Source organism: Nocardia sp. NPDC051990, assembly GCF_040680755.1.
Classification (GTDB): domain Bacteria; phylum Actinomycetota; class Actinomycetes; order Mycobacteriales; family Mycobacteriaceae; genus Nocardia.
This window is the reverse complement of the sequence record NZ_JBFAXH010000023.1, coordinates 19,485-33,431: the sequence shown is the minus strand read 5'-3', so window position 1 is coordinate 33,431 and position 13,947 is coordinate 19,485. Positions and strand designations below refer to the sequence as shown.

The window sequence follows — 13,947 nt, the reverse complement described above, 5'->3', positions numbered from 1 at the left end:
AATCCAAGGACACGCTGATGCATCGAATTCACCGCATCACCCTCGACGACGCACTCCCGATCCTCGCCGCAGGACGAGCCAAAGCCGACGAGATCGGTGTCAAACAGACGTTGTGCGTCGTCGATGACGGTGCCAACGTCATTGCCCTGCATCGATTGCCCGGAGCCCGCATCACCGGGGTGGACATAGCCATCGCGAAGGCTTTCACGGCTGCCGGACACGAGCGGGCAACGCACCTGTTCAACGAGGCGCCCGACGGTCCCGCGCTCCCGGGTAACGAGGCCTTCGGCATCTCACACATGCTGCCGGGCAAGTTCGCGATCTTCGTCGGCGGGTTCCCGCTTTCGTTCGAGGGACAGATCGTCGGAGGAGTGGGAATCAGTGGAGGAAATGGCGAGCAGGACAAAGCTGTTGGTGCAGCAATGCTCGCAAAGTTCGAGGCGCTGACCGCCGCCCACGCCTGAGGCTGAATACAACGCACACGAAACCCGTTGATATCGAGTCACTTTGACCGTGGCTCCAGCCCGGCGGCCTCGATAGCGTTGAAACAAGGCTCGACAACGAAGAGCCATCACCCACACATCGCATCAGAAAATGAGGCATCTCATGACCGAACTTTTGAACCGCGACGACTTCCGTGCCGCACTCGAGAATGCCATCAAGGGCCGCGAGGCATCCAACGCCTCGTTCAGCAAGGCATGGGCCGATGGCAAGCTCGAGAAGAAGCACTTCGCACGCTGGGCCGAGAACCACTACCACTACGTGGGACCATTCGCCGACTACCTCGCGAACATCTACTCGAACACCCCGGACGAGTTCACCGGCGCCAAGGACTTCACGCTGCAGAACATGTACGAGGAAGAGCTGGCCGACATTCGGCACACCGACCTGCTCATCAAGTTTGCCGAGGCGTGCGGCACCACCAAGGAGCGGGTCGAGGACCCGTCCAACATGAGTGCGATCACCCGCGGACTTCAGTCGTGGTGCTACGCAGTGTCTCAGCGCGAGCACTTCGTCGTCGCAACGGCAGCGTTGGTCGTCGGTCTCGAATCGCAGGTACCGAGCATCTACAAGAAGCAGATCATCCCGCTTCGCGAGGTCTACGGCTTCACCGAGGACGAGATCGAGTTCTTCGAGCTCCACATCACTTCCGATGTGGTGCACGGCGAGCGCGGATATCAGATCGTGCTCGATCACGCCGATACACCCGCGCTGCAGCAGCGTTGCCTGCAGCTGGTCCAGTGGGGTGCTGAGATGCGGTTCTCCTACACCAAAGGGCTGTACGACACCTACGTCGCACCGGACCTGGAACTGGCCGACGCCTGATTTTTACAGCATGTCGGGGCAAGCCCGGACATCTTCCGTCCGGGCTGCGCCGCGGCGCAAGTCCTGTAGTTAAATCCGCCGACAACCTAAGGATCGACAGTGGAGACGACCTGGACGCTGGCAACCACGATGGGTGCGCTCGGCAGCCGAAAGAAGCTGCGCGTCGAGATCGGCGACGTCGCTGTCGCGCTCTTCCAAGCGGGTGGCCGCATCTATGCCTTCCAAGACATGTGCGTGCATCAGGATCGCTCGCTGACCAAAGGCACTCTGTTGCACGGTCGAGTGATCTGCCCTGGGCATCAATGGGCATTCGACCTCGAGACCGGTTACGAGGAAGACCAAGACCTTTGCCAGCCGACATACCCGGTGAAGATCGAAAATGACGAGATCTACGTCGATCTGACGCGGCGCCCCACATACACACCGGCCACCTGAAGCATCACCGAAGAGAGCGAGTGAGCGCCATGCCGTCCAACACCATCGTCACTATCGGCGCCGGCCAGACCGCCGCCGTCGCGGCACGCACGCTTCGGCGACGAGGATTCGACGGTCGAATAGTCCTGATCGGCGACGAATGCCATGCGCCGTATCAGCGACCGCCGTTGTCGAAGGAGTTTCTCGCCGGCCAGTGCGATTCGGAATCGCTGATGCTCCTCCCCGAAGCATGGCGCGAAAAGAACGACATCGAACTGCTGTCCGGTTCTTCCGCAGTGAGAATCGATTCCGCAGCAGGCGCTGTCGAACTCGCGGACGGCCGCACACTCACGGCCGACTCGGTACTGATCGCCACGGGTGGCCGCCCTCGCACCATGGCAGTCGAGGGCTCAGAACCCGAACGTGTTCACTACCTCCGAACCATCGACGATGCGCAGCGCCTCGCCGACGTGCTCCGGCCGGGCGCTCGGCTCACTCTTATCGGTGGCGGCTTTATCGGGCTCGAAATTGCTTCTACTGCTGCCCAACTCGGCGTTCAGGTGACGGTTCTCGAAGCCGGCCCACTGCCACTGTCGCGACTTCTCGGCGACCGTATCGCTCGAGCATGCGCTGATCTACAGCGCAGCAACGGAATCGAAGTACGAACATCGGCAACTGTCGAGAATATCTCGAGCGATAGCTCCGGGGTTCGAGTGCGGCTCACCGGAGGCGAACTCATTTCGTCCGACCTGGCGGTCCTCGGCATCGGAATCGAGCCCAACACCGCGGTGGCGGAAGCATCCGGAATCACTGTTCAGCACGGCATCCTCGTCGATGCCCAAGGGCGCACATCGATCCCATCCGTGTACGCCGCGGGCGATGTGGCAGCACGGTTCTCCGACCGAGCAGGACGGCACATACGCGTTGAACATTTCGACAATGCCAGCAAACAGGGCGCCGCCACCGCAAACCTGATGCTGGGCCGTATCGGTGTCGTCGATCCAGCTCATTGGTTCTGGTCCGACCAGTTCGGTGTCAACGTGCAGTTCACCGGATCTGCGCAACACACCGACCTCGTCGTCAGGGGCGACATCAACGCAGGCGTATTCACCGCGTTCTACCTCGACGACGGCATTCTGCGCGGCGCCTGTGCATTCGACCGTGGAGAAGACATCGGTGCCGCCCGCGAACTGGTCGGGCGCGCACTCGACCCGAAAATCCTGGCAGATCCCGATGTCGAGTTGTTCGACCTGCTGGCCGACGACGAAGAGATGGTGACAAGCTGATGATCCACGGACAAAACTACATCGATGGGCACTGGGTCCCGGCGCATTCCGGCGCAACGTTCGAGAGGCGCAACCCTGCCGATCGGTCGGATGTCATCGGCGTCTTTCCCCGATCGGACGCCTCGGACGTCAAGGCAGCCGTGTCCGCACTCGCGAAGGCAGCACAGGGTTGGGCAGCGACCCCACCAGAGCGGCGCGCCGCCATTCTCGAGGGCGCGGCCACGCACCTCGAGCAGCACGCCGAGAGTCTGGTCGAAGAGCTCGTCAGGGAAGAAGGCAAGACGGTTGCCGAGGCCACAATGGAGGTCAGCCGTACTCCGATGAATTTCCGTTACTACGCAGCCGAGGCTCTCCGCACCACCGGGGCCACCTATCCCTCGCCCGGTGACGGGCTGGTGATGACACTACGCGAACCCGTTGGGATCGTCGGAGCAATCACGCCGTGGAACTTCCCTCTCAACATTCCCTCCCGCAAGCTCGGGCCTGCACTCGCCGCCGGCAACGTCGTCGTATTCAAACCATCGGAGCTAACCCCCTTGATGGGACAACGCCTGGTGGAAGCCTTACTGGCAGCAGGGTTGCCCGGCAACGCAATCGCGCTCGTTCAAGGAGACGGCGCCGCAGGAGCAGCCATCACCGCAGACGAACGCGTCGACGCCGTCACGTTCACTGGGTCCACCCAGGTAGGGCGAGTGATTCACGCAGCGGTCGGGCCGGCACGTCGCAGTCAACTCGAGATGGGCGGCAAGAACCCGGTAGTGGTGCTTGAAGACGCCGACCTCGACAAGGCAGCCGCGCTGATCGTCAAGGGCGCATTCGGACTCTCAGGGCAAGCGTGCACCGGCACCAGCCGCGTACTGGCCGTCGACGCGGTGCACGATGCGTTGCTCGACAGAGTTGTCATGTTGGCCGCGGATATCGTCGTCGGACCGGGCATGGAGAAATCAAGTGACATGGGCGCTCTCGCAAGTGGCGACCAATACCGCAAAGTACTCGACTACATCCGAATCGGAATCGACGAAGGCGCGGAACTGGTCACCGGCGGCAAAGCCCTCGACGACGGTGGCACGGGATACTTCGTCGCCCCCACTGTATTCTCCGGCGGCACTGCCCACATGCGCATCGCCGCCGAAGAAATCTTCGGTCCGGTGCTGCTGTTCATGCGTGCTGATGATTTCGAACATGCACTCGAGCTCGCCAACCACACCGAATTCGGGCTCAGCGCAGCCATTGTGACGTCCGACATCGGTCGCGCTCTGGCGTTCGCGCGGCGCTCCCGAACAGGTCTCGTCAAGATCAATCAGCCGACGACCGGCATGAACATGAACGTACCGTTCGGTGGATACAAAGCCTCGAGCACACAGACGAACAAGGAACAGGCTGGCGAATCGATGATGGCCTTCTACCAATCCGAAAAGACCGTGTACCTCGCCGCATCCTGAACAGTCCCTCCCTAATTGAGAAGAGAACACGATGGAGTTCAACCGAGTTGCCCGCTCCGGACAGGTTCCTGAAGGTGTTGTCCGCCGATTCTTCAGCGGTGACCGTGAATTCGCGGTGGCCCGGCTGAACGGCAAGGCATATGCAACCTCGAACTACTGCACGCACTTGGACTGCTTGTTGTCATCCGGCAAACTCGTCGACGACGGAATCGGGTGCTCCTGCCACGGAAGCGTGTTCGACCTCGAAACCGGCGAACCGATCTGCCCACCCGCGACCGAACCGATCAAGACATACCCCGTCGAGGAACGCGACGGCGAGATCTATGTCGGCGTCGACCTCGACGATACCGACTCGATTCCGCGTCGACGAGCCAACAGGGGCGTGTGAGATGAATACGCGCCCTTCGACATTGTCCACAGACGGCATGGTCTCCTCGAGTCACCCGGCAGCCAGCGTTGTCGGGGCACGGGTCCTCGCCGACGGCGGCAACGCAATCGATGCAACCCTCGCGATGGCCGCGATGACCTGGCTGACATTACCTGGCCAGTGCGGTATCGGCGGCGACGCGTTCGCCGTGATACGTGATCCCGACGGGCACGTTCAGACCATCGGTGGCAGCGGATTCGGCCCCGACGGCGCCGACGTCGACTTCTACCGGGATCGAGGGCATACGAGCATTCCTCTGGACGGAGCACTCGGGGTCGCCGTGCCCGGAGCCCCGGCCGCTCTGGCGGCGCTGCACCGAAGCGGAGCGACGCGTTCACTCGTCGAACTGTGGGAACCCGCGGCTCGCGCAGCAGAGAAGGGACTACCCTGTTCTGCCAAAACTCGATCCGACATCGCAGAGGCGGTCGACGCGATCGCCAGGGACCCGGGTCTGAGAGCGGTGTACCTGCCGGGTGGATCCCTTCCGCATGCCGGGCAACAGCTTCCGCAGGCCGACCTTGCGCGCACGATTCGCACGATGGCGACCGACCCGGGCTGGTTCTACACCGGGTCGTTCGCCGAACAGGCCGTCGCGGCCTTGGCGCGCGGCGGCGCCCCCTTCAGTGGTGAAGAGTGGGCTGCGACTGCCGATGCCCTTGTGGCGCCGTCGATCACCATGAACTATGGCGGAGCCGTCGTCCATCAAACGCCGCTGCCGACTCCAGGCTGGATGGTCCTACAACAAGCGGCACTGTGCGATCGTAGTGTCGGGTTCACACCATGGATGTCGACGACAGCGATCGACCGCATGGCCCGTGCCGCACGGATGTCGTTCGAAGATCGATTTGCCCGATGCGGAAGCGATAGCGATGCGTGGCGCAGCCTGCTGACCGAAGAATCCATAGCGTCCGCACGGAAAAAACTGGACTCAGGGATGTTGGCGCCCAGTGCATTCGACGTACATGACGGTGACACCACCTCCACGGTTGTCGTCGACTCCGACGGACGAGCGGTCAGCTTCATCCACTCGCTGGCGTTCACGTTCGGTGCCAAGATCTCGGTTCCCGGCACCGGCGTAGTGCTCAACAACCGATTAGGCCGCGGCGCGTATCTGATTCCAGGACATCCCAATTCCGTGCAGCCTAGACGACGACCTCTGCACACCCTGAACGCGTGGATTGTCACCGACTCGGAGAACAACCTGCTGCACGTCGGGAACACCCCAGGTGGGGACGGGCAGGTGCAATGGAACATGCAATTGTTGTCCCACCTCATCGATCACGGCCTGGACCCGGCGGAAGCCGTTGCAGCGCCTCGTTTCACGGTGTTCCCTGGAAGCGACTCGGATGTCGTCGGACTCGAATCGGAATTGCGATGCGAAGATCGGATCGATCCCCGCACGATAGACGAACTCGAGCGTTTGGGCCACCGAGTCCGAAGGCAAAGTTCATGGGGCGGCGGCGGTAGTGCTCAAGTGATCTCGATGGACAACGATCGCGGCCTGATGATCGGGGCTGCCGACCCTCGCCAGGAAGGGATCGCTCTCAGTGCCTGAGTCGCCGAAATTTCCCACCCCCAAGCCGCAGGGAAGATACGTGGCCGCAACCGTGCACGAGGGTATTGCCTACAGTGCCGGGATGACTCCGCGTATCGACGGCGAGTTGACCATCACCGGCACCGTCGGGCTGGATGTGACAGTTGAGCAAGCGCAATCCGCTGCCGCGCTTGCAGCTCGCAACGCCGTGCTTGCCATCAACGCCAGCCCAGGGGGTCCAATCATCCGGTGCTTGAAGATGACTGTATTCGTCGCCAGTACAACCGATTTCACCCAGCACACCGACGTCGCCGACGGTGCATCGGCAGCTCTGGCCGACCTGTTCGGAGACGAATACCTACCGGCACGTAGCGCCGTCGGTGTGACATCGCTGCCATCCGGTTCTCCCGTCGAGATCGAGCTGACTGCTGCAGTGGCCGGACTGTCCTAGCGAGATGGATTTCTGTGGGTCGGTCTGGCGAACGACGAATCTCTCCAAAGAAAGCAGATCGACATGGTAGGACAGCAGACGCATCAGATGACGCGGTCACTCAGGGCGGCCCGAACCGACTCGGTCGGCCTGTGGTTGATGATGACTCTCACGTTCGTCACGGGTGTCGTCGACGCTGTCGGCTACCTCGGACTCGATCGGGTGTTCACCGGAAACATGACGGGCAACATAGTGATTCTGGGCATGGGGGTCGCCGGGGCCGATGAGTTGCCAGTGCTCGGACCAGGAATTGCGCTCGTAGCCTTCGCCGCCGGAGCATTCGCGTCCGGCCTACTACTCCGAAAATCGCCGCCGGTGTGGCAACCACGCACTACCGCACTGCTCGGCGTCGGCGGAGTAGTTCTGGCGGTGTTGGTCGCTGTGCTCGTTACCGTCGGTGAGCATGTATCAGAGCATGTGCAGGTCATTGTCGCGGCGTGCATAGCTGCCGTGATGGGAGAGCAAGCAGCCGTCGCTCGGCGCCTCGCGATCAGGGACATGACGACGGTCGTCGTGACATCCACCCTTACTTCGCTGGCAGGTGAATCGTTCGTGCAGGGAGGTTGGCAGGCGGTGTGGAATCGGCGAGCCGGAGCGATAGCACTCATATTCCTTGGTGCAGTGGTCGGCTCGTTCCTTCTAAGGCTCGATATCGCGGTGCCCCTGGGGCTGGCGTCCGCGCTGACACTTGTCGTTGCCGTAATCGGACACCGACATCTGGTGCGTGGTGCCTGAAGCAGGCGGCTGGTGCTGGGCACGTCGAGGAGGTCGGAGTCGTGATGCCCATGTGCGTCAGTAGGGTTCGTGCCGCGTCGATCGCCGACGGTCGATCGGAGCCGGTGCGGTAGTCATTGGTCGCGACAAGACACCCAGCCAGTATGAACTCGCGCGAGTAGTCGACGCGGCCACTAACGAAGCCGTCAGCCGTAATCGGCTGCGGCTGAGCGTCTTTCATACCGGCCGCGGTGATAAATGACTTCTGGCTGTTGATCGTCGCCGACGGGCACTGCGTTGCCAGGCACCGTTCTGGTCGCGGGCGAGCTCGTCGAGCCGCCTCGTCCCCGGCGCGGATCTGTCCAGGACCGTCGGCTGGTTCACCATGCAGCTGCCCGGTCCCGGTGTGTGGGGCGATGCGACCGAGGTACAACACACTAGGTCCCCTACTGTCTGATCACTCGCTTTTCCGTTGGGGGGGTTTCGATTTCGCCAAGACGCCCTGGCCGGACGTAGGCGGCGGTCGAGGCTTCGCCCACAGCGCGCTCGATAACGTGTGGTTGGCCGGCGAGTTCTACTTCGAGCAGTGCAGACCTGACCTTGCGAAGGATCTCGGCGTGCTGTGGGTGGCTCGCGGCGGGGGCGAGGCGGCGCTGGCCGAGCATCTCGCCGATGCGCGTGCAATTCTCGCCGGCCGCGACGATGGGATCGCCGATGGGTGCAGCTCTTCTCCAGTGACTTGTTGATCACGCTGCGAGCTGGTGGTCGTCGGGGTGGACGCGTTGGTGTTCGCGGGCGAGGTGAAATGCCCAGTAGCTGGGGAAGTCGCCGTTCTGGATCAGTGCTCTGAGGGTGAGAACGGCCTCGGCTCCGTCCAATCCCCATCTGGCACCGCTGATTTCGAGGCGGTCGCCGATGGTGTGCCGGATTGCTCCTTCGATGACTCCTGTGGCGATCGGCCAGCCGTGCTCGAGGGCGTAGTCGTAGCGCAGGTAGTCGGCGTGACCGCGGAGGTAGCGGACCGCGTCGTCGGCGCCTCGCCGCTGATCGTCGGCGAGTCCTGTTGCGTCGGCTTGGGTTTCGATCACGTCGGCGACGGCATGGACACGGCCGGCGAGCAGCCCGAGCACTTGTGTGGCGACCCAGTCCTCGGCGGCCGAGTCGCCGGCGGTGTAGAAGCACCACGCGGCGCGCCATGTGTATTCGATCGTGTGGATCAGGTCGCACACGATGTGAATGCCGATGTGGCGGCGGGCGGCTTCGGCTTGGATGGTGTCGATCTGGTGCCAGGCGCCGTCGACGAGCACGATCCAGGTCCGTGCGTGGACGGGGTCACGGGCTTCGGCGTGGTCGAACGCAGCGGCGATGACCTGGGCCGGGGTCTGGGTGACCGATCCGGTCAGCCATTTGCCGGTAGCGCGTGGGCCCCGGCGGGGTGGACGGTCACCGCGGCGGGGCCCGCCCGGGACGGCGATCACGTCGTGCGGGCGCCGCGGTGCGGGTTCGGCGTCGTAGACCGCCGCGAGGGTGGCCATCCGCTTGCGGTTGGGTTTCTCACCCGAAGCGAGCCGGGTCCGGAATACCGCGGTGGCGCTCGCGGCCGCGGCGCGGGTGGCCTCGCGCAGCCCCTCGGGGCGCATGACGATGCCCTTGGCGTCCGCCGACAGCACCAGCAACGTGTCCGCGGACGCCGGGACCGGGATCTTCGCGGCGTAGAAGTCGTCGATATCGACCGCCGCGGCAGCCACGAGCCCTTCGAGCTGCCGTTTCCCGGCCACCGGGCCGCAACGGGCCTCGATCGCGGATTTCGTCGTGTCGTAGGAAGACCGCACCGCCTCGAGCGCAGCTCGACGGCGCAGGCCGTGGCTGTGGCGGCCGGTCGGCAGCGAAAGCGCGGCGTCGGCCGGGTAAATGTTCGCCTCGCCCGGTGCGCGTAATGCGCAGCGACGCACGGTCACCGTGCCCACCACTGTCGCCAGGTCTCGGGTATGCCCGCGCTCGAGGCGGTTTCGTCCCGCGGGACGCTGTCCGGCCTGCAACCGGGCGGCCAGGTCGGCTTCCTCGCGGGCGGCCCGCAGATCGAGGTGGTCCTGCAGCAGGCATGCACCGCAACACCTCCCGGCCCGACACCTCGATCAGCTCTTCGAGCCGATCATGCGTGAACCCCATCGCCTGTGGCGATTCCATCTCGGCGACCAGCGCCTCGAACGAATCCCGCGATGCCGCAAAGGGGCCAACATCGCAGTCCGCGTCATACAGTTCCACCGGGCTCTTCCTTCACTTACTTGCTTGTCCAACGGCTTCCCCAACCGTTGAACCCAGAAGGAAGAGCCCGCCGACCCTCCTCTCTCAGTTGTCACCGGCGATGGTGAACAAGCCCGGAGTCGCCTCGTCCAGCCAGCCCCGCGCGGTCAGCCGCTTCAGCTTCGCCCGTAACGCCTCCACCGCCGACCGATCCTGCGAAATCCCCAGCGCGGCAGCGACATGCCCGGCCCGCAACGGACGCCCCGCATCACCGACGATCTCCAGAATGTCGCGATAGGACTGCGGCAACGCCACGCCATCGGTCCCCGACTCACGCGACGGCACCAGCATCACACCGATCCGCGATCCACCACCGTCACCGGGCAGCTCCTGCCCACCACCGGCGTCTCGATCACCGTCTCCCGCGACACCCACCACACCCCGCACATCCCCGGCGAGATCTGGTGCCCCGGACAGGATCTCGAGCATCGTCTCCCGCGTGACCTGCAACCGCGACAGCTGCTGCTCCTCGGCCGCCAGCTCCTCGCTCAACTCGCCGATCCGCCGGCGCAATTCCTCGGCCCGTTCCCGGGCCGACGCCTCCCTGCGTTCGAGCTCCTCGAGCCACGATGCCATCGCCGCCTCCAACCACCGCACCCCCACACTCGACGACAAAAGCCCGCCACCCCCAACAACAGCCCCCACCGTGTTTCACCAGCTCAACGTATGATCAGCTATACGATCGAGCTACACCCCGCTCAGGTCGGCTGCGACAATCGGATGTCCAACTCACCGGCGGCCAGTATCCCCGCAAGTTGTCGCCACCGGCGGTGGCGGTGGCGAAACATCAGCCGCGCGAACACGCGGGTGCCGAGACCGTGCAGGCCGCCGTCGATTTCGATCTCGTCGGTGTAACGACAGCGGGACTCGCCGATCGGCTCGAACGTCAAACTGTGGTTCCACGTGCGCACCGGCCCGCCCCATTCATTGGTGAAGATGTGGCGCGGCTCGAGCTCCACTAGCCGTAGATGATGTCTCCACGCGGGCACAATGCCGAACCACCAGATCCGAGCCGAGCCTTCGACACCGGGCTCCACCCGGTCCGGCATCTCGATGTTCCGCACCGTAAAGATCGGCGCGACAACGTAAGCGAACAACTTCGGAGTGCGCGCCAGAGCGCACGCCACCTCCGCCGCGATCGGAAGCTCGGTAGTTAGGGTAACCTTACTCATCTGGCCATCATCGCCGTCCTCGTGGTCGATCGCAACGCTATTCCCGCATCCACATATCCGAATGAATCGACCGGACTGGTCGACCCGCAACGAACACCGGTAGACCCGAATCACCGATCGGTACAGCAGCCGCGACCGCAGACTCCTTCACCCACAAGACATGATCAACAGTCACTGGAGAGGAGCCACACCCATCGCCGATGGCCTTACCGGTCTGGGCGCCGATTTCGAGGCGCTGCGCTGGTTCCACCTGCCGCCTCGTTGCCTACGGACGGCCTGACGCGGCGAACTCGAACGGCGTATGCACCGGTCGGGACCGATGTCCATCGGTCAGAGGTGGATGCGGGGAATGCCCGCATCCACATGAGGGGCAACGGTGGGCGCAGCGCAGTCAATCGAGGCTGCAGAACCAGCGCCTACGACGGCTGCGCGCGAATTCGGCCTTCTCGGCGGCCAACGCTGTGGTCGGGCCGATCAGTTCGCCGGTCGGTTTCGGTCCACTGAGGAAGTTGGCGTGCACTTTGCCGACTTCGCCGCGACCGAATTCGATGAAGCAGTCGCCGGCCCCGTCGTATGGCGGCGGCGGCGGGGTGCCGCGCAGGTGAGCGGTGATGTCGTCGGCGACCACCCGCGCGGCGCGCTCGGCGAACACCCCGGCCTTCGCGGTGTAGGCCGCAGCGACGTCTCCGATGGCGTACACGCCGTCGAACCGGGTCGCCAGATTGGTCTTCTGCACCGGAATCCAGCCGTCCGGCGCGAGTCCGGACACGGCGACCACCGCCGGTACCCGATGCACCGGGATCCCGATGAACAGGTCGTACGGGATGCTGCCGCCTTCGGCGAACTCGGCGCCTGCCCCCTCGGTGTCCAATCGGCACACTGTCCGCTTCGGGACGAAGGTGATCCCGCGCTCGGTCAAGTGTGCGAGCAGGGGCTCGGACACCTCCTTCGCGACAGGCACCGGGGCACCCATGTAGCCGGTCACGGTGATCGTTACCCGGTCGCGCAGGCCGCGACCCGCAAAGTAGTCCTCGAGCAGGAAGGCGCCTTCGAAGGGCGCCGGTGGACACTTGTACGGTTCGCCGAGCACACTGATGACGATGTTGCCGCCGTCGAGCCTTGGCAGGGCATCGTGGAGCCGTTTGGCGCCGTCGAGGGTGTAGTACTCGTAGCCCTGCTCGGTGAATCCCGGGGTGGCCGCCGGGTCGTACTGCGCGCCGAGCGCGACGACGAGGAAATCGGCCTCATAGTATCCGTTGTCGGTGCGGACTCGGCGATGCTGCGGGTCGATCTCGGTGATCACCTCCTGACGGAACTCGACACCGGGTATCCCCAGCCCGGCATAGGACAGCCGCACATCCTCGACGGTGCGAACTCCCCGCAGCACATCAATTTTGGAGAAGCCGAAGACGAATGCGTCATTGGCGTCGATCAAGGTCGCCTCGACACCACCGGAGAGCAATTCGGACAGCCGGGCGGCAACCTCGAGGCCGCCGAACCCGGCACCCAAGATCAGTATCCGAGTCATCGTCACTCCGATCCGTCGTGCGGATCCGCCGGGCTGGGGGTCGGCGGTGGGCCCGCGACGATACGCAGATACGGGCGCGGCGCTCGCCAGCCGTCGGGGTATATCCGGCGAGCCTCCTCGTCGGTGACCGAACCAGCGATGATCACCTCCTCGCCTGGCTGCCATTGGGCCGCAAGGCGGTGGGCAGCGGTCAGTTGCAGCGAGTCGATCACCCGGAGCAACTCGTCGAAGTTGCGGCCCGTGGTCATCGGGTATACGAGCACCAGTTGGATCTTCTTGTCCGGCCCGATCACGAACACATTGCGCAGCGTGGCGTTGTCGGCCGCGGTGCGTGCACACGGGTCCCCGGCAGTTTCGGCCGGTAACATTCTGTACGCCTTCGACACGGCAAAATCGGTGTCGGCGATCAACGGGTAGTTGGGTGCCGCACCCCGAGTGTCAGCAATGTCGTGTGCCCACCGGGTGTGGTTGTCGAGCGGGTCGACCGACAATCCGATGATCTTGACGTTGCGGCGGTCGAACTCCGGGGCGGTGTCTCCGATGGTCAGCGTCATAACGACCTCCAATGGGACTGCCCTGAGTTTGGTTGACTCGCGGGTGTGGTGTTTCAGGCCGCGAGCGCGGGCTGGTTTATTGTCTCAAACTCGATCGGGGTGAGTCGGCCGAGTCGGCGTTTCCGTCGGGTGCGGTGGTAGGTTTTCTCGATCCAGATCACGATCGCTAATCGGAGTTCGATGCGGGTGTTCCATCGTTGGCGGTCGAGGACGTTGCGTTGTAGTAGCGCGAAGAACGATTCCATTGCAGCGTTGTCACCGCATGCCCCTACCCGGCCTATGGAGCCACGTAAACCGTTGGACGCCGCGTTCACGAACTTTCGGGATCGAAATTGGCTGCCCCTGTCCGAGTGGACGACCGTCGCGGTTGGTGAGCCGACCGCGACCGCGTTGTGCAAGGCTGACACCGCTAGCGACGCTTTCATCCGGGAGTCGATCGAGTATCCGACGATGCGGTTGGAGAACACGTCTTTGATCGCGCACAGATAGAGCTTGCCCTCGCTGGTGTGGTGTTCGGTGATGTCGGTCAGCCATACGGTGTCCGGGGCTTGTGCGGTGAATCTGCGTCCGACGAGGTCGTCGTGGACCGGTGGGCCAGGGTTGCGGTTCAACCCGCGTTTCTTGGCGAACACGCTGAAGATGCGTTGCTGTGAACATAATCTGGCTACCCGGTTCTCGCCCGCGGTGAGCTCGAGATCCACGCCAAACGGTGAACTCTCGAATGCCGCCATAGGCGATCTAGAAGATGCGGCATGG

14 protein-coding genes and 2 pseudogenes are annotated in these 13,947 nt (G+C 63.8%); 10 read left to right on the top strand and 6 right to left on the bottom strand.

Annotated features, from left to right (window positions below; genetic code table 11):
- The first annotated feature begins 17 nt into the window (after positions 1–17).
- The 10 genes from AB0L63_RS29115 (at position 18) to AB0L63_RS29070 (ending at position 8,379) form a co-directional block, all read left to right on the top strand.
- Positions 18–464, top strand: a complete 447-nt coding sequence (locus tag AB0L63_RS29115; protein ID WP_364507145.1) for a heme-binding protein — start codon at positions 18–20, stop codon at positions 462–464.
- Positions 465–606: 142 nt separating this feature from the next.
- The gene (locus tag AB0L63_RS29110) at positions 607–1,326 is read left to right on the top strand and encodes an iron-containing redox enzyme family protein (RefSeq protein WP_364507143.1); all 720 of its coding nucleotides are present in this window, start codon (positions 607–609) and stop codon (positions 1,324–1,326) included.
- A gap of 99 nt (positions 1,327–1,425) precedes the next feature.
- On the top strand, positions 1,426–1,761 hold the full coding sequence (locus tag AB0L63_RS29105) for a Rieske 2Fe-2S domain-containing protein (RefSeq protein WP_364507140.1): 336 nt from the start codon (positions 1,426–1,428) through the stop codon (positions 1,759–1,761).
- 29 nt (positions 1,762–1,790) lie between these two features.
- On the top strand, positions 1,791–3,026 hold the full coding sequence (locus AB0L63_RS29100) for an FAD-dependent oxidoreductase (protein WP_364507223.1): 1,236 nt from the start codon (positions 1,791–1,793) through the stop codon (positions 3,024–3,026).
- Complete coding sequence (locus AB0L63_RS29095) at positions 3,026–4,468, top strand: aldehyde dehydrogenase family protein (RefSeq protein ID WP_364507137.1); 1,443 nt, start codon at positions 3,026–3,028, stop codon at positions 4,466–4,468. The genes AB0L63_RS29100 and AB0L63_RS29095 overlap by 1 nt, the downstream gene beginning before the upstream one ends.
- A 31-nt stretch (positions 4,469–4,499) precedes the next feature.
- The gene (locus tag AB0L63_RS29090) at positions 4,500–4,856 is read left to right on the top strand and encodes a non-heme iron oxygenase ferredoxin subunit (protein ID WP_364507135.1); all 357 of its coding nucleotides are present in this window, start codon (positions 4,500–4,502) and stop codon (positions 4,854–4,856) included.
- Between the two features lies 1 nt (position 4,857).
- Positions 4,858–6,450, top strand: coding sequence for a gamma-glutamyltransferase (locus AB0L63_RS29085; RefSeq protein ID WP_364507133.1), 1,593 nt, complete (start codon positions 4,858–4,860; stop codon positions 6,448–6,450).
- The gene (locus AB0L63_RS29080) at positions 6,443–6,880 is read left to right on the top strand and encodes a RidA family protein (RefSeq protein ID WP_364507130.1); all 438 of its coding nucleotides are present in this window, start codon (positions 6,443–6,445) and stop codon (positions 6,878–6,880) included. Before AB0L63_RS29085 ends, AB0L63_RS29080 begins: the two co-directional genes overlap by 8 nt.
- Before the next feature lie 87 nt (positions 6,881–6,967).
- Positions 6,968–7,654, top strand: a complete 687-nt coding sequence (locus AB0L63_RS29075) for a YoaK family protein (RefSeq protein ID WP_364507128.1) — start codon at positions 6,968–6,970, stop codon at positions 7,652–7,654.
- A gap of 539 nt (positions 7,655–8,193) precedes the next feature.
- Positions 8,194–8,379 carry a hypothetical protein gene (locus AB0L63_RS29070; RefSeq protein WP_364507125.1) on the top strand — a complete coding sequence of 62 codons (186 nt, stop codon included), beginning with the start codon at positions 8,194–8,196 and terminating at the stop codon, positions 8,377–8,379.
- On the opposite strand, the pseudogene AB0L63_RS29065 reads toward AB0L63_RS29070, so the two are convergent.
- The 6 genes and pseudogenes from AB0L63_RS29065 to AB0L63_RS29040 all read right to left on the bottom strand — a co-directional run.
- A pseudogene (locus tag AB0L63_RS29065) lies at positions 8,380–9,898 on the bottom strand (ISKra4 family transposase).
- Positions 9,899–9,982: 84 nt separating this feature from the next.
- Complete coding sequence (locus tag AB0L63_RS29060; RefSeq protein WP_364507122.1) at positions 9,983–10,513, bottom strand: hypothetical protein; 531 nt, start codon at positions 10,511–10,513, stop codon at positions 9,983–9,985.
- A 122-nt stretch (positions 10,514–10,635) separates the two neighbouring features.
- Complete coding sequence (locus AB0L63_RS29055; RefSeq protein ID WP_364507119.1) at positions 10,636–11,109, bottom strand: hypothetical protein; 474 nt, start codon at positions 11,107–11,109, stop codon at positions 10,636–10,638.
- Between the two features lie 391 nt (positions 11,110–11,500).
- A complete protein-coding gene (locus tag AB0L63_RS29050) occupies positions 11,501–12,637 on the bottom strand; it encodes an FAD/NAD(P)-binding oxidoreductase (RefSeq protein ID WP_364507117.1) in 1,137 nt (378 codons plus the stop codon).
- Between the two features lie 2 nt (positions 12,638–12,639).
- Positions 12,640–13,191 carry a redoxin domain-containing protein gene (locus AB0L63_RS29045; protein ID WP_364507114.1) on the bottom strand — a complete coding sequence of 184 codons (552 nt, stop codon included), beginning with the start codon at positions 13,189–13,191 and terminating at the stop codon, positions 12,640–12,642.
- Positions 13,192–13,244: 53 nt separating this feature from the next.
- A pseudogene (locus AB0L63_RS29040) lies at positions 13,245–13,877 on the bottom strand (IS3 family transposase); the annotation flags it as partial.
- Positions 13,878–13,947 lie beyond the last annotated feature (70 nt).